This is a genomic window from Murimonas intestini (assembly GCF_024622195.1).
Classification (GTDB): domain Bacteria; phylum Bacillota; class Clostridia; order Lachnospirales; family Lachnospiraceae; genus Murimonas; species Murimonas intestini.
This window is the reverse complement of record NZ_JANKBI010000020.1, coordinates 43,878-66,363: the sequence shown is the minus strand read 5'-3', so window position 1 is coordinate 66,363 and position 22,486 is coordinate 43,878. Positions and strand designations below refer to the sequence as shown.

Below are 22,486 nucleotides of genomic sequence, written 5' to 3'. Positions count from 1 at the left end.
GAAAACGGTTAAAAGGTGCAAAAATGTGCGACAAAGAGAGGAGCGGACCATGGAACTTTTAGAAGCAGCAGCCGTAACAAGGATATATGGAGACGGACAGAAGACTGTGGCAGCTGTGCTGCATTATGACAGGGAATTAAGTAATAATGATATTAAAATGGAAGATTTTGAGGTGGAGGGCCGTACTATAACAGACGCTTACGTGAGTGAAGCCGGGATGGCGGGAAAACCGTCAGACAATGGCAGCTTTGCAGTGCTGGAACTCTCACCGGATGATCCGGATGCCAAAACCTGCAGGATGACGGGAAGAGGAAGAAAGGCCAGGACATGTGTTGCGGCAGCCCGTGTGAAAGTAAAGACAGGGGGCAGATGGTATATAAGCAGCAGAACAATTAATCTGACGGCGGACGAATTTAGGGAGTATACTTTTGAAGTGCCGGGCACAGATAAGAAACTGAATTATAACCTGTATATCCCCCAGGGGAGCGCTGCGGGACATAAGCTGCCGCTGGTGCTGTTTATGCATGATGCAGGCTCCTGCTCAGATGACGTGTGTGCACCTCTGGCACAGGGGAATGGTGCGGCCGTCTGGGCCCAGACGGAGGAACAGAAGCGCCATCCGTGTTTTGTGCTGGCGCCGCAGTTTCCTTCTAAAACAGCGGAGGATGATTTTACAGTGACTTGGGAGGCGGATGCTGTGACAGAGCTTGTGAAACATCTGCTCACAGTCTTTCCGGTCGATGAAAAGAGGATATATGGAACAGGCCAGTCCATGGGCTGTATGATGTTATGTGAACTGCTGATCAGGAATCCCGGTTTTTTTGCCGGCTGTTTCCTGGTTGCCGGCCAGTGGAATCCTGATACCATGGGAGCAGTTAAAAAAGAAAATATATGGATCCTTGTCTCAGAAAAGGACGAGAAGGCATTCCCTGTAATGGGTGCGTGCATGGAAAGGATCGAACAGGAGGGCGGGCGTGTAAGCAGAGGCTCTGTGGATGCCAGGATGCCGGAAGAAGAGCAGAATGCCGCTATGCGTCGTATCGTGCAGAAGGGCTGCAATATTATTTTTACCTGGTATGAAAAAGACAGTGTGCTGCCTGAGGGTGCAGATGTATTTCCCGGAGCATGTCATGTGAATACCTGGGTCCATGCATATGGGCTGGAAGCAATCCATGACTGGCTGTTTTCCCAGTGCCGGAATCCTATTGATTTTTCATGCAGGCATGATGTGATGCTTAAGAATGAAGACGGTACCCTCACACCCATGGATGTGCCCTATTACCAGTCAGAGCTGGTTGCACCCGGAACATGGCGGATCTTAAGTGATGGGGACTACTCATATCTGGTGGAAGGGGAAGATGAAGCGCTTATGATCGATTCAGGATACGGCTGCGGCAATATCAGGGCATACTGCCAGAGTCTGACAGACAAGCCGGTCAGGCGTATTGCCAATACTCATGACCACTTTGACCATACTGCCAATAACTGTTATTTTGACTGCGCTTATATGTCTGCGGAGACAAAAGAACTGGCAACAATCCCCTTCCCCAGCTTTGAAGGGATAGAGTTTCCCAGAGATTATCCGGTGGAGGTCATTGATGAGGGGTACACCTTCCATTTGGGCGGGCGGGACCTGGTGACATTTAAGATACCGGATCATGCTGCAGGGAGCCTGGCTTTTCTGGATAATAAAGAAGGGATATTATTCTGCGGAGATGAACTGGGAATGCCTTTTGGAAAATCTATGAACGGAAGTGTGGAAGCGTTCAGAAATCATTTAAAACGCCTGCAGGAGCACAGAGATGAGATCAGGCTTTTATGTACAGGGCCTGGAGTGACAGATGCAGGCTTCATGGACCGTCTGGCGGAAAATATGGATTATATATTGGCAGGACATGAGGGCAGACCACTGGAGACGCCCGGAAAACAGAGGCCGGCGGACACGGATCAGGAGGCGGCATCCGGACAGGTGATCTATGACAGACGTCTGCCCCATGCACCTGACAGGCATCAGGATGATCCGGCAGAGTTTCCGTTCAGGAGAGTTATGGATCATGCAGGCCTTAAGGTAATATATGACGTGAGAAAGGTATTTGCAGAAATACCGGTTTAAAGGAGAAGAGCGATGATAATAGATGCAAATATGTACTGGATACCTGAGGCATTATTTACCGATGAGGACCTGATGAGTGAATTTATGCACTGTATCCCCAATGACCTGGATATCTGGGGGAAGTGCGAGCAGATACCCGGAACAGACAAAAAACAGGTGGTTATCGAGGAACCAAAGGGATATCAGAACCTGAACTATGTACAGGGAGAATATATTCTGGAGCAGCAGCTGGCAGATATGGATAAGGCAGGGGTGGACAAGGCTCTCCTGAAGATACCCTGCTGCCACGCATGGCTGAGTATGGAGCTATGCAGAAAATTTAACGACGGCATGGCAGAGCATGTAAAGAGAAGCAACGGACGTCTGGCAGCTCTGGCAGCGGTGCCTCCTCTTGCGGGAAAAGAGGGGATCTATGAGCTGGAACGCTGTGTTAAGGAACTTGGTATGACTGGTGTGCAGATCTCTTCGCATTACGGGAAACGGTATCTGGACCATGAATCCTTCCGCCCGTTCTTCCGCAGTGTGAATGAGCTGAACCTGCCCGTTTATGTGCACCATTCCCCCGTCCCGGCAGATTATTCCTCCATCTATGAGTATAATAATCTGCGCAGGTCCTATGGACGGTGTGCAGACCAGACAACTGCCATTGCAAGAGAAGTTTTTGGCGGGCTGTTTGATGAGTGCCCGAACCTGAAACTGGTCCACTCCATGCTGGGAGGCTCTTTCTTTGCCTACCGTGACAGTATGTTCCGCAAGACACCTGCTGTGTCGGAGGATACAGTAAAACGGTTTGACACTGATACAAACCGTTACTGTGACCAGATCAGGGATAACATTTATTATGAATTGTCCCATGCGCAGCCCTGGGGAAAGGATCTGCTGGAATGCGCTGTAAAGATCCTGGGAGCTGACCATATCATTTTCGGCACATCCTACCCGGTGAGGCAGGAATGGCTCACAGAGGGCATTGATTTTATACAGAAGCTGGATATTTCTGAAGAGGAAAAGGAACTGATCACAGGCAAGAACGCAGAGAATATATATAAGATCGCGCAGCCTTTATCCTAAACAGGTATGGAGAAGCTGACGCATGTCCCTTTCCCTTCCCGGCTGATGACGGTCAGCCCTTTATTGCCGGGATAGGAGAGGATCAGGCGTTTATGGGTGTTCTTCACTCCTATGCCGCGCTTCTGTCCCTCAGGTGAATCCAGTGACTGTCTCAGGTCACTGAGCTTTTGTTTTGACATTCCTGCTCCGGTATCCAGAACATGGAAATACAGACGGTTCTTCCTGAGGTATATTTTGATCCTGATGACACATGTATCCCGGGGAGTGAGGATACTGTAATGGATGCTGTTTTCCACAAGAGGCTGAAACAGCAGCCGGAGCACGGAGAAATCTAAAACTTCACCGTCATAATCCCACAACAGGGCAATACGGCCCGGATAATGGAACTGCTGAATAGCAAAATAATCCTTGCAGGACTGTATCTCTTCCCTGAGTGTGACAGGGGAAGAAGAGTCTTCCAGGGCATAGCGGAGAATACCGGAAAGATTCTCTATCAGCTGGCTGGCAGGTGAGCCGTAGCCTTCCTTTTTCATGATCTCCATGTCTACTGACTGAAGAGTGTTGAAGAAAAAATGAGGGTTTATCTGCAGCTGGAGAGATTTCAGCTCCAGAAGTGTCTTGCGCAGCTCAGCCTCTTTCAGCTCCATAGTGAGTGCATTGTTGCGGACATAAGTGTGAATGACCTGATTGAGGATCAGGTTGTACTCATCCAGCTTTCTGGCATTTTCATAGCAAAATCCGGGTAGGGAGGAGGTATATGTGCCTGCCTCCGCAGCACTCAGGATTTCGATCAGATCTTCAATCTGGCGGAAATTTTTGTTTGTGAGATAAAAACTGAATAACAGACAGAATACTGCCGCCATAAGGATGCCAAGAAGGACAGAAAAGATGATCTGATACAGCAGCTGATAGATATCTTTTACTGGTACAAGTGACAGAAAATAAAGGCCGTATCCTGAAGAATAAAATTTTGTCATGATATACCTGCGCCCCTCATAACGGACTGTACTTAAAAAGCTGTCAGCAGAACCTGCTTTTATGTCCATCTGACCTATGAAATCTGTGCAGGAGCCGGAGTCCATCAGGGCTGCATTAGGATTGGAGAACAGTATCTGTCCGTCCCCGTCAGCCACCAGAACTGCTTCATTGGCATAGTTTTCAATTGAGGAGAGCAGACTGGACAGGGCTGATGCATTTAAATTGATAACAAGTACTCCATCATAGTTTTTGATCCTTCTGAAGATCGACACACATTCGTGAGAGTTTTCAAATTCATAATTCTTTATTTTTCTTCTGACCACCCATTTCTGGGTGGAGCTATCCGTCTTATTAAATATATCCAGCCACTCCTGGTCTGGAGAATCTGAGAGAGCCACTGTCTTTTTATCAGTCTGGAAATAATTCCCCTGGCTATTGTTAAGGTATATATATACGGATTCAACGAGGCTGTTGCTGGACCTGGCGTTTTCGAGAATGGAAAATACGACGCTTCTGACCACATATTCTTTATAATTCAGTGAACTGCGGTTCAGGATCTTATAGAGGGACAGGGACACAGTGGAGTTGTTATTAAACATGGCAGCAGTATCATCCCCTGTCTGCATGATCTCTTCCATCAGCCGTGTACCTGTGTGGAAGGTGCTTTGTGCCTGGAGATTAATATCGTCTTTGATTTTGACGGAACAGTAAACACAGAGCATAATTCCCATAAAAAGTATGGGAAGGCTGAAAAGGAGAAAATATCTGATAAATTTGTGGAGAAAATATTTTCTTTTCATGGCTTATCCTCTTGAGTGTGAGCAGCTGTACGTGTACGGTATTCCCTGGGAGTCATCTGATAATACTGTTTAAACGCCCTGGTGAAATTTTTGGGATTGTCATACCCTACAAGGAGAGATATTTCATACGTCTTGTAATCAATCTCTTTTAAAAGCTTTGCGGCTTTTTCCATACGGCAGGCAGTCACATAATCTGAGAAGGTACTTCCAGTAACCTTGTGAAAAAGGCGTGAGAAATAACCGGGGCTTAAACTGACTGAAAGTGCTGTATTTTCCAGAGTGACATCTGTGAGATGGTCAGCCACATAGTGTTTGGAGGAAGAGATGATCTTTTCATGGTAGGATGCGTCTTCGTCAGGAGCGGCAGCAGGCTTTGACAGAGAATTTTCAAGAGATTCCCTGATGCGCAGGATGGAAGCAGTCAGCTCATTGTATTTAATTGGCTTTAGAAGAAAATCATCTACATTGTAGCGGATGGCCTGCTGCGCATAATCGAAGTGGCGGTAGGCAGTCAGGATAATGACGGAAATGGGATTTTTAGATATTCTGAGCGCCTGTACCAGATCAAGCCCGTTCATTTCAGGAAGGCGGATATCTGTGAGAAGGATATCCGCACTGTGGTCTGACAGATAAGATAGCGCCTCTTCTCCGCTGGAGAAGCTGGCCGATACAGTGACATCCAGGGAATCCCATGGAAACAGATGCACCAGACAGTCGCGGATGTTTGTTTCATCTTCAACAATGACAATTTTCAGCATTATGTATACCTCCGCAGTAATTATATGAGTGTTTTTGTGAAAATCGGATACCTTTTTAGAGTATTTAAGCATAGGATGGAATGTTTTGTCAAGCCAGATGCCTATACAATTATTTCCATGGATGGTAATCTGAATATATCCAGATGGAGTAACTGAATATATTCAGAAAAATATGTTTTCCGGAGAAAATTGTAATGGAAACTGACAGACGACAGAGATCAAGGAGGGAAATGGGATGAATGGCAGAAGATTAACAGCTCTGGGTATGGCAGCTTTGCTGGCAGGCATGACTGTGTTTGCAGCAGGCTGTGAAAAGGGCAGCGGAAGTGAGGCTGAGAGAGCAGAATTAAAAGAGAGCAGTAATGAACTGGTGAAGAGCAGTGGTGAGACAGAGGCGGCAGATGCGGAAGGACAGGATGATATTACCCTGAGATTTATGTGGTGGGGATCGGATGCGAGGCATGAGGCCACTTTGGCAGTCATTGAGCAATATGAGCAGCTTCATCCGAATGTAAAGATTGAAGCTGAGTATGGCGGATATGACGGATATTTTGAGAAGCTGACAACTCAGGTCTCGGGCGGTACGGCTGCAGATATTGTCCAGTTTGATGCCTCCATGACAAGAGATCTGATGGCAATGGGAGAAGTATTTGCAGATCTGAATGATTACAGCGCACAGCTGGATACTTCGGACTTTGACCAGAATTTCCTAAAGAGCTTTTCCTATTATGACGGCAGGATGGTTGGACTTCCTACCGGGGTCAATGCAGGCATCTGGCTGACAGACACATCGGTGCTTGAAGCAGCAGGTATCAAACTGGAGGACATCAGGACCTGGGATGATTTTATCAGCGCAGGGGAGACGATCCACAGCAAGAATGAAGAACAGTATCTGTTTAATATCGATATAACCACACTGGGTAAAGAAGGTGTCTATGCACTGATGGCCCAGATCACCGGCAAAGAACTGATAGACCAGGATACTAATAAACTTAATTTTGCGGAAGAGGATTTAAAGAAAGTATTTACTGTCATAAATGACTTTTATGATAAAAATGTGGCGGAACCGGCAGCGGACAGCGCTCCGTATGATACGCAGGTAAATACAAATCCAAAGTGGATCAGCCATGATCTGGGATGTACCTATACGGCAACGTCAAATGTGACAGGCAATTATTATGATTTTCAGGACAGTGCAGCAGCCATGGATATCCCGCAGTTTGCAGATGCAAAGGAAAGCGGTATCCTGTTCAGGCCGGCCCAGCTCATAGGCGTGGCGGCAAACTGCCGGTACCCGGAGGAAGCAGCCAGATTCCTGGATTATTTCTTTAACAGCGATGAGGCAGCAGCCGTATTAAAGGATTGCCGTTCTATCCCGGCTACAGCTAATGGAAGAAAGATATGTGAGGATAACGGTTATCTGGACCCGGTGCTTGCAGAAGCCGTGGAGAAAGCCCAGGAAAGTGCCACTGCAAATCAGAACCTGAGTGTGCCTGCTGAGATCATCGAGATCCTTCAGGATGCAACAGAAAAGATCGCATATAAACAGGGCAGTATTGACGAGATCACAGAAGAGGCAATGGGGCTGATGGAAGAGGCTCTGGAAAGAATCGGCTGATATTATAGGCTGCTTTGGGGGGCATGAATATGAGACGGAAAAAGATACAAAAAGAATGGCAGGGCTATCTTTATATACTGCCGTGGATCCTGGGATTTTTGCTGCTGCAGCTTTACCCCCTGGTCAGGTCCTTTGCTTATTCCCTGACAGATATTAAGCTGGGGGGAAGCTACCAGTTTACAGGACTGGATAATTATATAAGGATGTTTAAAAAGGATGCTGATTTCTGGGGATCTATGGGAGTGACTTTAAAGTATATACTGATGGTAGTCCCGGGGAAGCTGGTTTTTGCACTGATCGTTGCCATGATCCTGAATATGAAGATGAAAGGGATACGTTTCTTCAGGACCCTCTATTACCTGCCGTCCATACTGGGCGGCAGTGTAGCCATCTCGGCGCTGTGGAGGGTCATGTTTATGAAGACTGGCATCATCAATAATCTGTTCGGCATATCAGTAAACTGGCTGGGAGATCCCAAGTATGCATTATTTACCATCAGTCTGATTGAGATCTGGCAGTTTGGTTCCTCCATGGTTCTGTTCTTTGCGGCGTTAAAGCAGGTCCCCGCAGACCTGTATGAGGCTGCAAGAGTTGACGGCTCCGGAAAAATCAGGATGTTTTTCAAGATAACCCTGCCTATGATCAGCCCGATTATACTGTTTAATATTATTATGCAGATAATCAACGCGCTGCAGAATTACACATCCGCCTATGTAGTTACAGGAGGAGGGCCCATTAAGTCCACAAACCTTATGGGACTGAAAATCTATAAGGATGCTTTCAGCCGTTCAGACCTGGGGTATGCCAGCGCTGAGTCATGGATCCTGTTTCTTGTATTGGTGGGGATCACGGGCATAATCTTTGTTACCTCGAAATACTGGGTATTCTATGGAGATGATGGGGGGAAGCAGGGATGAAGACAGTGAGGGAAAAAAAGAAAAAACTGGGAAGGATTTTTGCATTCCTGCTTGTACTGGCATTCGGGCTCTGTATGGTATATCCCCTGATATGGATGTTCTTTGCAGCATTTAAGACAAATAAGGAGATTTATACGGGGACAGGACTGCTGCCGGAATCTTTTGACCCGGCAGGGTTTATAAAAGGGTGGATATCAACAGGGCAGTACAATTTTGCGGATTACTTCATAAACACGCTGATCATGGTAGTACCCACAGTGGCGCTGACGGTAATATCAAGCACTCTGGTGGCATATGGCTTCGCCAGATTCAGGTTCAGGGGACACAAGGTACTGTTTATGCTGATGATGTCTACATTAATGGTGCCAAGTTCGGTGCTTATTATACCCAGGTATTTGTTATACAGGGATCTGCACTGGCTGGATTCCTACATGCCTTTCTGGGCAACAGCCGCACTGGGCTGCTATCCGTTTTTTATTTATCAGGAGGTACAATTCCTGCGGGGTATTCCTGCCGAACTGGACGAGGCGGCGAAGATTGACGGCTGCGGTTCGTTCAGGACGCTTGTACTTATCCTGGGGCCAGTGCTGAAGCCGTCGCTTATGTCTGTCTGCATATTTCAGACAATATGGACCTGGAATGATTTTATGAATCCTTTGATCTACATAAACAGCGTATCAAAATATCCATTGTCCCTGGCTCTGCGGCTGGGGCTGGATGTGGCCTCCACGGCCGAATGGAATCAGATAATGGCAATGGCCTTTCTCTCTATTATCCCGCTTGTAGTTATGTTTTTCTGTCTTCAGAAGTACTTTGTGGAGGGAATTGCCACTTCAGGACTGAAGGGATAAAAGACCAGATTATATTAAGACAAGGAGAAGAAAAAATGAGTGATTTTGTTTTCAGAGCTATGGAACTGCATGATTCTACACAGATATGGAACCTGGATGAGATCCGCAGAAGGCTGGATTTCTGTGTAAAAAATAAAATGAATGCGCTGGTTTTTCATGAACCGGGCATAGAGGATAAGATCGTATTCCCGGCAAAATTCCTGGGAGGCTCAGGGGAGCCGGAAAGCTACTACGGTGCATTTCTGGAGGTGGACCACGCCATTTTAAATCATGCGCTGAGGGAAAACCTGAACCTGAACCGCAGGGATTATATGAACCATGTGATAAGAGAGGCAAAGGAAGCCGGCGTTGAGATTTATTTTGAGAATAAGGAACTGTGGTTTTCAGACTTTATCCTGAAATATAAAAAGGAGCTGATGAAAGATGGAGTAATCTGCCCAAGCGACCCGTTCTGGTACAGGGAATTCCTTCCTTACAAATATAAAGAACTTTTTCTGGCGCTGCCTGATTTGGCTGGAATCGTGTGTTCTATAGGCACGGGGGAAGCAAGGCTTGCCATCAGCAATACCTTTGCCTGCGGCTGTGAACGCTGCCGTGAACTGGATCCGGTGGACTGGTACAAAAATATGATCATGGCAATGTACCAGCCGTTTCACGAGGCAGGCAGGAAACTGATCATAAGAGATTTTATTTATACAAAGGAGGAGCAGGAGCGGTTCCGTGAGGCTTTCAATACCATGCCGGACGACATTATATTGTCCCTGAAGAATACACCCCATGATTTCTATCCGACTTTTCCGGATAATCCTCTCATGGGACATGTGGATGATCACCCCCAGATCACGGAATATGATGTGAACGGACAGTTTTTTGGATGGGGTGCACAGCCGTCAGCCATGCTGGCAGATATAAAGAGGAGACTGGCATATGCCAGTGAGCACGGCGTGACAGGATTTATAGCCAGAACGGACTGGGAGGGAGTGCAGGACTGGACATGCTTTGATAATCCCAATCTTGTCAATCTGTACGCGATAGCAGCCTATGCAGAAAATGCAGAGATCAGTGAGGAGGATATTTATCTGAAATGGCTTGAGGGGGAAGATATGCTGGAAGAGGGCCTGCTGCCCGGGGAGCTTAAAAAATGTATTGAAAAGATCCGGGAGCTGATGGACGAGACCTGGCCTATAGTGGAAAAGACAAATTTTGTCAATGGATGCCTGTTTTCCAATGACAGCTGTATGCATCTGACGCCAGATCAGTTTACCTTTATCGGCGGGACTCACCACAGCCTGAGCGAGTGGGATCCCCAGAAGAAGGACGCACTTGATATGACACCGGAAAATGTGCAGCGTATTTTAGCAGACAAGGATGAGGCGCTTTTGCGCTGCGAGAAGCTGGCAGACAGAGTGAGTACAAGCAGCATGGGACTCAGGCAGGAAGCTTATGAGGACCTGAGAGAGCATTTTGAATTTATGCGCTGGTATGTGAGAGGCTTCAGGCTGACTGCCAGAGGATACTGCTTCGGCAGATATGCCGCTGAGGTGGACAAAGATGCCATCCTGGCAGAGGATAAAAGTGCAGGGGAACTGCTCGGACAGACCATAAAGGAGATGGAAGAGTACAGGGAAGGACTCTTGAAGAATGATTTTATTTTGAAATACCCCTATGACGCCCAGCTGAATCCTGAGAGGGTAAAATTTTATACAGACGCGCTGAAAAGAATGGCGGCAGACGCAGGACTTAAAGGGGGAAGATGCTGAGATGATCAGAATAAACAGGGCGGTGTACCATGATAAGGTGATGGGGTGCTGGCTTGGCAAGAATGCCGGCGGAACTCTGGGGGAACCTCTGGAAGAAAAATTCGGCAGAGAAGAAATGTATCATGTGGACTGGTATCCTTTGCTTCCTGAGGGAGGGATCCCAAATGATGATCTGGAACTGCAGCTGATATGGCTTCAGCTCATCCTGCAGAAAGGTCCGGGAATCACTCCGGCGGATATGGCACAGGCCTGGATGGACTGTATTGCCTACAATTTTGACGAATATGGGCTGAGTAAAGAAAATATGCAGAAGGGTCTGCTGCCTCCTGTGTGCGGCTGGCATAATAATGCTTTTAAAGACTGTATGGGAAGCCCTATCCGGTCAGAGATATGGGCCTGCCTGGCTCCCGGGTGCATGAAGACTGCCGCCAGATACGCCTGGCAGGATGCCATCGCAGACCATGGCGGAGGAGAATCTGTTTACGGTGAGATATTTAATGCTGTGCTGGAATCAGCTGCATTTATAATGGATGACAAATTCCGGCTGCTGGAAATTGCTCTTTCCTCTATTCCAAAGACAAGCCTCACATACAGGAGCGTAAGAAGGAGTATTGAAAATTATAAAAAGGGCATGGCATATGAGGACAACAGAAACGACTTAATGAATACTTTTTATAACCCCATAGCCCAGTATTCACCGCTGAATCTGGGATTCCAGACCATTGGATGGCTGTATGGGAAGGATTTCGGGGATGCCATCTGTAAGGCAGTAAACTGCGGGTGGGATACGGACTGTACAGGAGCTACCTTAGGCGCAGTCCTGGGAATCATCGGAGGGGCATCTGCCTTGCCGGAAAAATGGATAGCGCCCCTGGGATATGAAATAGCGACAAATATGTCTACAGGAGGTATCCGCAATCTGACTGCACCTACAGATATCCGGGAGCTGACAGATGTGGTGTGCCGTGAAGCTGAGAAGGTCACAAGATACTGGGGGTGCGGGATAGAGTTTACTGATGATCCCTGCCCGGAGGGCGGGGAGTATAATGAGGATGCAGAGATACCGCCACTAGAACTGCCGTGGCTGGAGGATTATAAGCCGAATGCGCTCTCTTATCCCCTGGGTACTCTGGAGGCTGAGGTGCGTTATGACAAAGATGCTGCTGTCACAGGGGACAGAGCTTCAAAGCTGACGGTCGTACTGAGCAACCCCCATCCTGTGGAAAAGAATATAGAAGTCTGTTTCCGCATGCCGGAAGGGTTCACAGCAGAGCTTGTAAAGTGCGCAAATGGCAGGGGAGAGAAAAGCAAGGGACAGAACGGGGAGAAGTTTGTCCTGAAAGCCTGGGGTGAGACAAGGCTTGAGATAGAAGTGAGTGCAGCGGCGGGCGCAGTCAGGGACAGCAACAGGGGATATATCATATTCCAGACAGAGGGATGGCCTGCAGTCCCGGCAGTTCCCCTGGTCCTCCTTGGCGGCAGCAGATGGCTGGTATCAGAACTTTATGAAGGAAAGCATCTGGAAGAAGCCTGCGGGCTTAATGAAGAAGAGGTGTTTAAAACACAGCCGGAAGGATTCAGGGAGGTGTGGAGGACAGGGAATGATTTAGAGTTGTCCGCCTGTTTCAAAAAACAGGGAATAGTCTATGCTCTTCATTATATATACAGCAGAGAAGAGCGGGATGTCGTATTGGGAGTTCCAAATAACGGCCGTATGAAGCTGTTCTTAAACGGAAAACTGCTTCACCGGACTGTCATGCAGGTCCCCCTCCGGGCAAATCTGGGAAACGGCGGAGCGCAGGGAGACGGATCTAACTACAAAGTCACCCGGCTTGAGAAAGGCATGAACCAGATCCTTATAAAGCTGGAGAATGACATTACTCTCAAAGAGGGGCAGAAAAGCCATTTCACCATCGGGGGCATGAGTGAAGTCTGCACTAAAAACCATGGCATGCCGGTCCTGGATATAAGGAGGACTGTATTTCCCTGGGAAGATCATTTATGAACAGGTGTGTCATGTCCACATATCCGGCGTTAGGAGCCTGCCAGCTTTAGGCAGCCCGCATCCGGCCATAAAGTCCCGGATCATTTCAAAAGCATGGCAGTAGCTGAGAGACAGCCGCCTGGCGAAGCCGTCCGCATCCCCGGCCTGCAGGCTGGCTAAGGCATCCAGACTTATTCTGTTCAGGGCGGCAGAGTCGTATTCCCAGGTATTAAAGAAGGAAAAATAGTAGCCCCAGTGAAGCAGTTTTGATACTTCGCTGAGTATGAGCTGCAGCGGGGGCAGTTCTGTCAGGCTGATTATGCACTTTACGATGGAGTCGAGAGGGATGGCTCCCGGCCTGCGGGCATCTTCTGCCAGTGAAAGCATCATTTTTTCATCAATATGGGGGAAGGCCAGGAGTGCAGCAGGCTTTATTGCGGCCGCCATGAACTGGAGGCCGCTTAAATATATGAGGGTGTCCTGTTTATATACCCTGATCTTCATGCAGTCATGGGTTGCCTGATCATTAAAAAGTGTTACCTGAGTGCCTTTGACATTATATGTTTTAGTAAAGCCCAGTTGGTTTAAGGAAGAGATAGCCTGTCTGACAGTTGAGACAGAGACACCGTACTGTTCGGCCAGCTCACCCTCCGAAGGGAGGAAGCTGGCATTTTTATATATTCCGGTGCCGATTTTATCGATCAGATCGCGTGTGATCTGGACATAGTAATGATCTCTGCCCTTTCCGGGATTCCAGAAATAAGTGCTCTCCCTGCTTTCAGGTTTGCTCCCGCAGCTTTGGGAGAGGGTGTCCAGATATTTATCTATGGATCCTGCCACGGAGCGGTAGGCCATGCTGAAGCCACGTACTATCTCCTCGTCATTGCGCAGTTTTAATGTATTCATTAAGGTGAGGATGTTTTTGGGATCTGCATACTCGTTTATGGAAGCCATCGCTTCATGGCGGTTCAGAAAAAACGGCATTCTTGTATGAAGCTCAAGGCTAGTATAGATATCGCAGAATAACAGATTGCCCGATGATTCCAGCAGTCCATGGAGAATAGAGGAACAGATGCGCCAGAGACTGACAGAGTCTTTATTTGAAGCACGTTCCAGCGGAGAAAAAAGGCGGTCCATGCTTTTAGCACTGCATGCGCGGGCAGAGAATGCAAACAGAGGGGGCATTAAGACCGCCATTGTCTCATAGACATCCATGACAGAATCCTTCTGGGAAAGGACAGAACTTATGGCATCACAGCCCTGGTCTGACGGGGAGGGCATATATATGACTCTGGATGCTTTCCGTTCTTCTGAATGTATAAAACCTTCATCTCTCAGTTTATCCAGCACATCCCTGACTGTCCTTATGCCTACGTTATATGATTGGCATAATTGGCTGATGGAAGGCAGAGCAGCGCCATACGGCAGATAGCCTGTCTTTATCTGATGGATCAAATTCTGATAGAGATAATCAAATAAAGTCTTTTTCTGTTCCAATTGAATCCTCCTGATTTGTGATGGTGATATTGTACCACAGATACAATTTTTTGTGTACTATATGTAAACGTACACAGATTTATTATTGTCTTTTAAATCTGTATATCTTAAAATATTAGTAATTGTTCAATACCTTCATAGTTACAATTACATGCAGAAATCAATTCAGAATAGCTTTCACCGGAGGGATTTTTGCACGTTTTTGATGAGCTTTGAACAGAAACACTGAAGTTTTTAAGGCAGATGGAGATATTAGAGGAATGGATAAGGCAGCAAAGGAAGTTTATGGACAGGGAAGGCATTTTGTCAGCCGCAGAGTGCAGATATCATTATTGACAGTAATCCTGGCAGTTATATTTACAGCCTCCATATGGAGCGCTGCACAGCTGAGGACGGTCTTAAACGACACAACAAAAGAATATTTGCATGACGTGACTGCCCAGATGACTTCAGATATCAGATACACAATGGAACATAAGATGGAGGATCTGGAGATTATATCCGATTCAGTCAGTGAGATCATAGATGCAGGGGAAGAATCAGGGATTGGGGAATTCCTTAAACGGAAGGCTGGGATACTGGAGTTCTCTTTCCTGATGATGATCGACAGCCGTGGCAGATCTGTATTTGAAGTTGGAGAGGCTGGGATGGGAAAGCCAGCGATGGAAGAACTTGAAGGCCTGGCAGATACGGAAGCTGTACAGGCTTCATTTAAAGGAAAGGTCAGCGCCAGCTATATGGGAGGGAGCAATATCATTTATACGGCACCCGTCCGGGTCCGGGGAGAAGTCATTGGAGTGCTGGCAGGAGGCAGGAGCAAAGAGAATATGCAGAAGATGATTGCCTCCAAAAGCTTTTGCGGCAATGCTCTTGGCTGCATAACGGACAGCAGCGGCCAGGTAGTGATAGCTCCTACAGAGCTGGATTCTTTTATGGAACTGGATAATATATTCAGAAATGAAACCGGAACGGACACATCATCAGGAATCCATAAAATACAGGAGGATATGACTGAAGGCAGGGACGGGACACTCAGATTCACAGCAGGGACACAGGAAGAGCTTTATCTGGCATATAACTCACTGGGCGTAAATGACTGGGTCCTGCTCACCATCATTCCTGCTGATATCATATCAGGCCGCGCTGACCAGTATATTTTACAGTCTTTTATTATCGTGGGAATAACGATACTTGTTTTCTCGCTCTTCCTGTTTGCCGTATACCGCTTTTATAATGAACACAGGCGGCAGCTGGAAAAAATAGCATTCACGGACCCTGTCACAGGAGGAGCAAATAATGCGGCATTTCAGATGCAGTACCGGGAACTGTCTAAATCGATGGAACCATTTACATATGCTGTAGTCCTGCTGAATGTGAAAGGTTTCAAGCTGATCAATGAGAGATTCGGTATTGAAGCGGGAAACGGCTTTCTCAGTTATATTTATCAAAATGCAGAGCGCCATATGGATACCGGGAGAGGGGAATTTGCGGCCCGGGTGGAATCTGACCAGTTTTTCCTGTGTATAAATGAGCATGAGCCGGAGCTGATCCAGAGCAGGCTGGACAGTCTGATCCGGGACATTAATTCCTTCAGGGATACGCAGCTGCCCTGCTGCCAGCTTTCCTTCAGGCAGGGGGCCTGCATCGTGGAGGAGCCTGAGATGGAGATCACCCTCCTTCAGGACAGGGCCAGGCTGGCTTATCAGAGCCAGGATCCTGACGTACAGCAGAAATGCGGATTCTATGACAACGGGCTTACTGAAAAACTGAAGAAAGAGCTGGAACTGAGTGAACTGTTTGAAAGTTCTCTGAAAAACCATGATTTTCAGGTATACCTGCAGCCCAAGACAGAACTGAAAAGCGGAAAGGCAGCGGGCGCTGAAGCCCTTGTCAGATGGCTGCACCCGGAGAGGGGAATGATATTGCCGGGTGATTTTATCCCTCTGTTTGAGAAAAACGGGAAAATATGCGAGCTGGATCTCTATGTATTTAAGGAGGTCTGCAAACTGCTGAAAAGGTGGATCCATGAGGGCAGAAAACTGCTTCCTGTATCGGTTAACCTTTCCAGACAGCATTTCAGGACTGCGGAAACACTAAAGCGTTTTTATGATATAGCGAAAGAATATGGGATACCTCAGGGGATCATTGAATTTGAACTGACTGAGTCCATCTTCTTTGACAATAAACAGATTAAAATAGTGCAGGAGAGCATCCGGAAGATGCACCAGTATGGATTTTTATGTTCACTGGATGATTTCGGTTCAGGTTTCTCATCACTTGGCCTGCTGAAGGAATTTGATGTGGACACTATAAAACTGGACAGATCGTTCTTTATCAATACCTCCGGCACAAAGGCGAAGGAAGTAATAAGATGCCTGATAGAACTGGCCCAAAGCCTGGATGTCCAGACTGTTGCAGAGGGAATAGAAAAACCGGAGCAGCTTGACTACCTGCGCGCCGTGGGCTGTGATATGGTGCAGGGATATATATATTCCCGGCCTCTTCCGATTCCTGAGTTTGAGGAATTTATTGAAAAAATGTAACTGTGAAGGCATTCCTCATCTCCCCAGATACCGATCCAAATACTCACAAACTTTTTCCATGTATTGAATATATATCTTATCATCGTTTTGTAATCCATGACCTGAATGAGGAAATTCAAAATAATCATAGGGAACATTATTTTCTTTTAAAGCATTTATAAGGTGTCTTGAGGAATCAAACGGACATATTTTATCATAAACGCCGTATGCAATTACTGAAGGCACAGAATTATTATTTATCCACATGCAGGCTGAGATGTCCCTGATCTCATTATCATAGTCATCAGATTCTATCATATCAACAGTAATATTATTTCCAGACATGATACTGAATAAGTTTGCTGCAGCTTCCTCATTCTGGTCCAGTCCATAATTTTTCCAATCCTCATGATGAAAGCTGGCAGGCCCTGCCAGCTCAAAGACCATTTTGACAGGGATGGGAGATGTATCTGCATCACGATATGCATATAAAAGTGCAAGCGTACCTCCTGCAGAGCCGCCGGATATTGCCATTTTGTCAACTGGATAGCCGAGTTCCTTTGATTTTTCTGCTATATAGGGCATACTCTGTTTAATCTCCATTGACTGAGAATAAACGCTTGCCTGGGGATGCTTTTCATCGCGCAGAGTATAATTTATCCCAGCTGCCACATACCCTTTAGAACATAACCATTTCAGCATTTCTGCATCATCGCTTTTATCCCCTGTGGTAAAACCTCCTGCATGTAAATAAACAACTAATCCATATGTTTTCTTAGTGTTATCTGCCGGAACATAAATATCAAATCTATTCGCATTGTTCTCCCCATAAGGAATATCAGTATAAATAGTTCCCATTGAGCTGTCCCACTTAACAGAGTAATCTTTTAATCCAGGGTGATATGATATCTTAACAATTATTGAGATAACAAAAACGATCAAAAATACTGATACATAAATAAATCCCCACATAATGCAACCCCTCTTTTTTTTATTTTTACTTTTCACAGAAAGTTACCTCCAAACAATGAACCTCCCAGCAGGAGATTCATAAATATTCTGACAGTCAGCCTCCCTAATATTGCCGCAATGATAATAATCACTAATAATATTAATATTCGTTTTTGCATAAGCGTCATAATCATAACCTCTTTCTTTTTAAATGTAGTATAATGTTACTGTGATGAAACAAATGTATCATCAATTTGATTCTATCTACGATTATACTTAATGTCAATAGGAGGGCAGAAAATGAAACAGACTGCAAAGACTGTATCACCGTGTAGCAATGAAGGACGAAATACTTATGTTATCACACACATAACAGATGCACTTTTGTCATTATTGGAAGATAACTCAATTAATGATATTTCTGTCAGTGGATTATGCGAATATGCAGGAGTTGGAAGAGTATCTTTCTATCGTAATTTTGAAAGTAAAGAAGATATTTTAACAATGCATATAAAAGAATTGTTTTCGGAATGGAAAGATGAATATGAGAAGGGCAGTGATAAATCATTAAGTAAGCTGGTCGGTCTCATCTTTATGCATTTAGAGAAACATAAAGATTTTTATAGTTTACTAAGCAAGAGGCATTTAATATATTTGATTAAGGATGTCATATTGGATATATGCGGCCCTAAAGCAGACCATTCCCAAATAGAGGCATACACAACAGCATTTGTTGCTTATAGTTTATATGGCTGGATAGAGGTATGGTTCCAAAGAGGAATGCAAGATTCGGCTGAGGAAATAGTCAGTTTATTTAAAATTACAAATTGTCCTGAACAGCAGGGAAACTGACATGAGGAGTTCTGGTCAGATTACATAAAGAAAATCCTGAAAAGCTAATATTATATATAAATATATGTGAAAAGTGACAAAAAATATTAATTAAATCCATTATTATTGACAAATATCTACTAAAAGCTCTATAATATAATTGTTAAACAAATAAACAAGAACGGTAGAAATGCCGGGGCGTCAGTTTCGGCATCCGGAGGATGAGCATGAGGGAGATTAAAATATTAGCACCCTGTGGAATACTGGGATATGGATTTCCAAAGCAGTCATTTATGAATGGAATTGCAGAAAAGCCGGACGCAATTGTAGTAGATGCCGGAAGTACGGATGCCGGTCCGCACAAGCTGGGCAAGGGAGTGGCCATTGTCAGCGATGAAGCAAGCAGGAGGGATCTGGAATTGATCATAACTGAGGCGGCAAAAGCAGGAATTCCGGCAATTGTGGGTTCCGCGGGCGGAGCCGGGGGACGGGTGCATGTAGAGAGGACACTTCACATTATTTCTTCTATTATAAAGGAACACCACCTGGAGAACCTTAAGACAGCAGTTATCTGGGCAGATATCCCGAAAGAGTTTATCTGGCAGAAAATGAAAGCAGGAAAGGTGGAACAGCTGGGAAATCTTGTAAAGGAGCTCACAAAAGAGAGACTGGAGAATTCAAGCGGTGTTGTCGCCCAGATGGGCCATGAGCCTGTAGTGAAGGCCCTGAGGGAAGGCGCAAAGCTGATCATCTGCGGACGGGCCTATGATCCCAGCCCCTTTGCGGCAGTAGCAGAATACTATGGGCTTCCCCTGGAATACGGTTATCATGCGGGGAAGATCCTGGAGTGTGCAGCCCTGTGTGCAGTGCCGGGGACGACAAAGGATTGTATGATGGGTACCATCAGGGAAGACGGCTTTATCATTAAACCACTGTCGGATGACAGAAAATGTACTTCCCTGTCTGTAGCCGCACATACATTTTATGAGAAAGAGCATCCTTATCTGCTCCATGGGCCCGGAGTGGTCATGAATCTGAAGGAATGCAGGTTTGAACAGTATGATGACAGGAGTGTTATGGTGACAGGGAGCCGCATCGAGAAGGCCCCTAAATACCAGGTCAAGCTGGAAGGAGCGGTCCAGGTGGCTTACAGGACATTTGTCATAGCAGGAGTGCGGGACCCCATCATGCTCTCCATGCTGGAGGAAGTGGAGCAGCAGGTGGAGCAGCAGACAAAAGAATATTATGAGGATATAGATCAGGGACGCTATGAGATCCATTTCCTGAATTATGGAATAAACGGTGTCATGGGAGATGCAGAGCCACTCTCCGAAGAAAAAGGGCATGAGGCAGGCGTTGTCTTTGAAGTCATAGCTGATACTCAGGAGTTGGCAAATATGATATGCAGCACATTGCGTTCGACCTTCCTCCACTACGGTTATCCGGGCAGAAAATCCACGGCAGGGAATCTGGCATTTCCATTTGCACCCAGTGATATCCCCTTTGGTCCGGTATATGAATTTTCTGTATATCATCTGATGGAAATCGCTGGTGAGGAGATAGAGCAGCTATTCCCGATAGAATATCCTGAATGGAGCAGCGTTCCATATTAAGGTACGCAGATAGGAGAAGATATGGCAGAATACAGATTATATGACCTGGCAAAGGTCATCCGTTCCAAAAACAGCGGTCCGTTCCAGACTACCCTGGACGTTCTGTTTGATGATGAAAAGATATATAAGAAAATAAAAGAGAGCGGTCTGATTACCAGAAAGCACATAGCTATGCTTTATAAAATGGAAGAGTCCAGGATCCAGGAAATCGTATTTTTTGATACGGCCCTGGGTTTCAAGATCACTTATGACAGAAGCATTTCTTCCGGGACCTGTGGGGACAGGGATGTGTATGGGGCACAGCAGCATGCGCCGCTGGCACAGATGAAGGTAGAACTGTAGAGGGAACGGGGGGATATTGTGGCAAAGGAATTACAGATCAGGAAAAAAAGTGAGGTTTCCACGTGGCAGAGGGTAAAGAAATATAAGTGGATATATCTGATGCTTCTGCCGGCACTCTTATACTTTATCTTCTTCCGGGTGACCGCAATCGTGGGTATGAAGCTTGCCTTTTACGATTATAAGATTGTTGGTGAGAATACCTTTGTGGGAATGAAGTATTTTAAGATGCTGTTTGAGACGCCTTCATTTTTGAATATTTTGAAAAATACACTGCTGATCAGCAGTATCAAGATTTTTCTGCTGTTTCCATTTCCTGTGATCTTTGCACTTCTTTTAAATGAAGTGGGGAGATCCAGATTTGGAAAGTTTGTCCAGGTAATATCGTACATGCCCCATTTTTTATCATGGGTCATCATAGCTGGTATCTGGATCGATGCTTTTTCCCAGGGAGGTGTGGTATCCAGCCTCATGGGAATGTTCGGGATCGAGTATAAAAATCTCATGGTAAATAAAAATGCTATCATCCCCATTCTGACAGGCTCGGAAATGTGGAGGAGCGTCGGCTGGGATTCAATCATTTATTTATCCGCAATCCTGGGCATCAGCAAGGAACTTTACGATGCGGCAGCTATTGACGGGGCAGGGAGATGGAAGATGGTAAAGCATATAATACTGCCGGCTCTGGCGATACCGATGGTAACAGTACTGATACTGAATGTAGGCTTTATCATGAGCGCGGGCCTGGACCAGATCCTGAACTTTTCAAATGACGCAGTGCTCAGCCGCATTGACATTATTGATACATACGTGTACCGGATAGGGCTTGTAAATACACAGTATTCCTTCGCAACGGCTGCCAGTCTTTTTAAGGGAATTATTGGAACTGTACTGATACTGGCAACTGACTTTATCTCTAAGAGACTGACTGGCAAAGGAGCATGGTAAGGAGGCAAAAGGCATGAAAAGAAGATTAAAGGCAGGGCCGGTGGTGATCCGCGTTTGTCTGCTGATTATGGTGCTGGTTATTCTGATACCGATACTGAATATCCTGGCAAAGTCTGTTTCTGATCCCAGGCAGGTACCCCACATGACGGGCTGGCAGTTCTGGCCGAGCGGAGTAGATTTGATCAATTATAAGCTGATATTTTCGAATTCGCTTGTTATACGCTCATTTTTGAACAGCTTGTTCATTACACTTGCAGGAACATTCTTAAGCCTCCTGATCACCGGGAGTGCAGCTTATGCTCTGACCAGGCCGGGGCTTCCTTTCAAAAAGCCTCTGATGGTATTCTTTATCGTCATGATGATTTTTGAGCCGAGCATTATCCAGGAGTATTTTGTGGTTAAGAATCTGCATCTGCTGAACAATATCTGGGTCATGGTTATCTACAATTCAGTAAATGTATATTACCTGATCCTTATGATGCGGTTTTTTGAAGAAACACCCATAGCGCTGATTGAGGCAGCCAAGATAGACGGGGCGGGAGAGCTGACTGTATTTTTTAAGGTTTTCCTTCCGCTGAATAAGATTGTATTTATGACTGTGGGAATGTTCTATGCTGTAGTCCGCTGGAATGAATATTTCAAGAGCAGCGTTTTCCTTCAGACGAGGGACACCACTGTGCTGCAGGTATTTTTAAAACAGTTTGTTGTCAATGGGGATTCCACAGCTATCGCTTCATATGCAAATGTGGACCTCACCTCGCTCAACATCAGTTCCCTGAAGGCAGCCACCATAGTGATCGTTATGGTCCCTATACTGGCAATGTACCCTCTTATCCTGAAGTACTATACAGGCGGAGTGATGGCGGGAGGTGTGAAAGAGTGACAGGCATGGACGGTCAGGTCCGGGTACCGGAGGCTGATTATATTTACAGGGTCAT

At 46.0% G+C, this 22,486-nt stretch carries 17 protein-coding genes; 13 read left to right on the top strand and 4 right to left on the bottom strand.

Features of this window, described 5'->3' with window-relative positions:
• Positions 1 to 49 precede the first annotated feature (49 nt).
• Together NSB28_RS21400 and NSB28_RS21395 are read left to right on the top strand one after the other, a co-directional pair.
• The gene (locus NSB28_RS21400; RefSeq protein WP_109748543.1) at positions 50 to 2,113 is read left to right on the top strand and encodes an MBL fold metallo-hydrolase; all 2,064 of its coding nucleotides are present in this window, start codon (positions 50 to 52) and stop codon (positions 2,111 to 2,113) included.
• Positions 2,114 to 2,125: 12 nt separating this feature from the next.
• The gene (locus NSB28_RS21395) at positions 2,126 to 3,181 is read left to right on the top strand and encodes an amidohydrolase family protein (RefSeq protein ID WP_109748542.1); all 1,056 of its coding nucleotides are present in this window, start codon (positions 2,126 to 2,128) and stop codon (positions 3,179 to 3,181) included.
• Here NSB28_RS21395 and NSB28_RS21390 read toward each other — a convergent pair.
• Positions 3,178 to 4,959, bottom strand: coding sequence for a sensor histidine kinase (locus NSB28_RS21390; RefSeq protein ID WP_109748541.1), 1,782 nt, complete (start codon positions 4,957 to 4,959; stop codon positions 3,178 to 3,180). The genes NSB28_RS21395 and NSB28_RS21390 overlap by 4 nt on opposite strands.
• On the bottom strand, positions 4,956 to 5,717 hold the full coding sequence (locus NSB28_RS21385; protein WP_187374163.1) for a response regulator transcription factor: 762 nt from the start codon (positions 5,715 to 5,717) through the stop codon (positions 4,956 to 4,958). The genes NSB28_RS21390 and NSB28_RS21385 overlap by 4 nt, the downstream gene beginning before the upstream one ends.
• 235 nt (positions 5,718 to 5,952) lie before the next feature.
• Here NSB28_RS21385 and NSB28_RS21380 point away from each other — a divergent pair, with 235 nt between their 5' ends.
• The 5 genes from NSB28_RS21380 to NSB28_RS21360 are packed head-to-tail and all read left to right on the top strand — an operon-like array spanning position 5,953 to position 12,868.
• Positions 5,953 to 7,335 carry an ABC transporter substrate-binding protein gene (locus tag NSB28_RS21380; protein WP_109748539.1) on the top strand — a complete coding sequence of 461 codons (1,383 nt, stop codon included), beginning with the start codon at positions 5,953 to 5,955 and terminating at the stop codon, positions 7,333 to 7,335.
• Between the two features lie 29 nt (positions 7,336 to 7,364).
• Entirely contained in the window at positions 7,365 to 8,252 is an 888-nt protein-coding gene (locus NSB28_RS21375) for a carbohydrate ABC transporter permease (protein ID WP_257517607.1), read from the top strand.
• Positions 8,253 to 8,257: 5 nt separating this feature from the next.
• Positions 8,258 to 9,103: a carbohydrate ABC transporter permease gene (locus NSB28_RS21370; RefSeq protein ID WP_257517612.1), complete on the top strand. Its 846-nt coding sequence runs from the start codon at positions 8,258 to 8,260 to the stop codon at positions 9,101 to 9,103.
• A gap of 35 nt (positions 9,104 to 9,138) precedes the next feature.
• The gene (locus tag NSB28_RS21365; protein WP_109748536.1) at positions 9,139 to 10,863 is read left to right on the top strand and encodes a hypothetical protein; all 1,725 of its coding nucleotides are present in this window, start codon (positions 9,139 to 9,141) and stop codon (positions 10,861 to 10,863) included.
• A 1-nt stretch (position 10,864) separates the two neighbouring features.
• Complete coding sequence (locus tag NSB28_RS21360; protein ID WP_109748535.1) at positions 10,865 to 12,868, top strand: ADP-ribosylglycohydrolase family protein; 2,004 nt, start codon at positions 10,865 to 10,867, stop codon at positions 12,866 to 12,868.
• Between the two features lie 9 nt (positions 12,869 to 12,877).
• On the opposite strand, the gene NSB28_RS21355 is transcribed toward NSB28_RS21360, so the two are convergent.
• Positions 12,878 to 14,344, bottom strand: coding sequence for a GntR family transcriptional regulator (locus NSB28_RS21355; RefSeq protein WP_109748534.1), 1,467 nt, complete (start codon positions 14,342 to 14,344; stop codon positions 12,878 to 12,880).
• 260 nt (positions 14,345 to 14,604) lie between these two features.
• Between NSB28_RS21355 and NSB28_RS21350 the strand changes: the two genes are divergently transcribed.
• Positions 14,605 to 16,887 (top strand): bifunctional diguanylate cyclase/phosphodiesterase, encoded by a 2,283-nt coding sequence (locus tag NSB28_RS21350; protein WP_109748533.1) that lies wholly within the window; start codon positions 14,605 to 14,607, stop codon positions 16,885 to 16,887.
• A gap of 15 nt (positions 16,888 to 16,902) precedes the next feature.
• Here the strand turns inward: NSB28_RS21350 and NSB28_RS21345 are convergent, their stop codons facing one another.
• Positions 16,903 to 17,874: an alpha/beta hydrolase gene (locus NSB28_RS21345; protein ID WP_257517606.1), complete on the bottom strand. Its 972-nt coding sequence runs from the start codon at positions 17,872 to 17,874 to the stop codon at positions 16,903 to 16,905.
• A gap of 243 nt (positions 17,875 to 18,117) precedes the next feature.
• On the opposite strand from NSB28_RS21345, the gene NSB28_RS21340 reads away from it, so the two are divergent.
• The 5 genes from NSB28_RS21340 to NSB28_RS21320 all read left to right on the top strand — a co-directional run bounded on the left by NSB28_RS21340 (position 18,118) and on the right by NSB28_RS21320 (position 22,431).
• A complete protein-coding gene (locus NSB28_RS21340; RefSeq protein WP_109748532.1) occupies positions 18,118 to 18,669 on the top strand; it encodes a TetR/AcrR family transcriptional regulator in 552 nt (183 codons plus the stop codon).
• A 206-nt stretch (positions 18,670 to 18,875) separates the two neighbouring features.
• Positions 18,876 to 20,261: an acyclic terpene utilization AtuA family protein gene (locus NSB28_RS21335; protein ID WP_109748531.1), complete on the top strand. Its 1,386-nt coding sequence runs from the start codon at positions 18,876 to 18,878 to the stop codon at positions 20,259 to 20,261.
• Positions 20,262 to 20,282: 21 nt separating this feature from the next.
• Positions 20,283 to 20,603 carry a DUF4387 domain-containing protein gene (locus tag NSB28_RS21330; RefSeq protein ID WP_109748530.1) on the top strand — a complete coding sequence of 107 codons (321 nt, stop codon included), beginning with the start codon at positions 20,283 to 20,285 and terminating at the stop codon, positions 20,601 to 20,603.
• An 18-nt stretch (positions 20,604 to 20,621) separates the two neighbouring features.
• Positions 20,622 to 21,548, top strand: coding sequence for an ABC transporter permease (locus NSB28_RS21325; RefSeq protein WP_257517605.1), 927 nt, complete (start codon positions 20,622 to 20,624; stop codon positions 21,546 to 21,548).
• Positions 21,549 to 21,561: 13 nt separating this feature from the next.
• The gene (locus NSB28_RS21320) at positions 21,562 to 22,431 is read left to right on the top strand and encodes a carbohydrate ABC transporter permease (RefSeq protein ID WP_109748529.1); all 870 of its coding nucleotides are present in this window, start codon (positions 21,562 to 21,564) and stop codon (positions 22,429 to 22,431) included.
• Positions 22,432 to 22,486 lie beyond the last annotated feature (55 nt).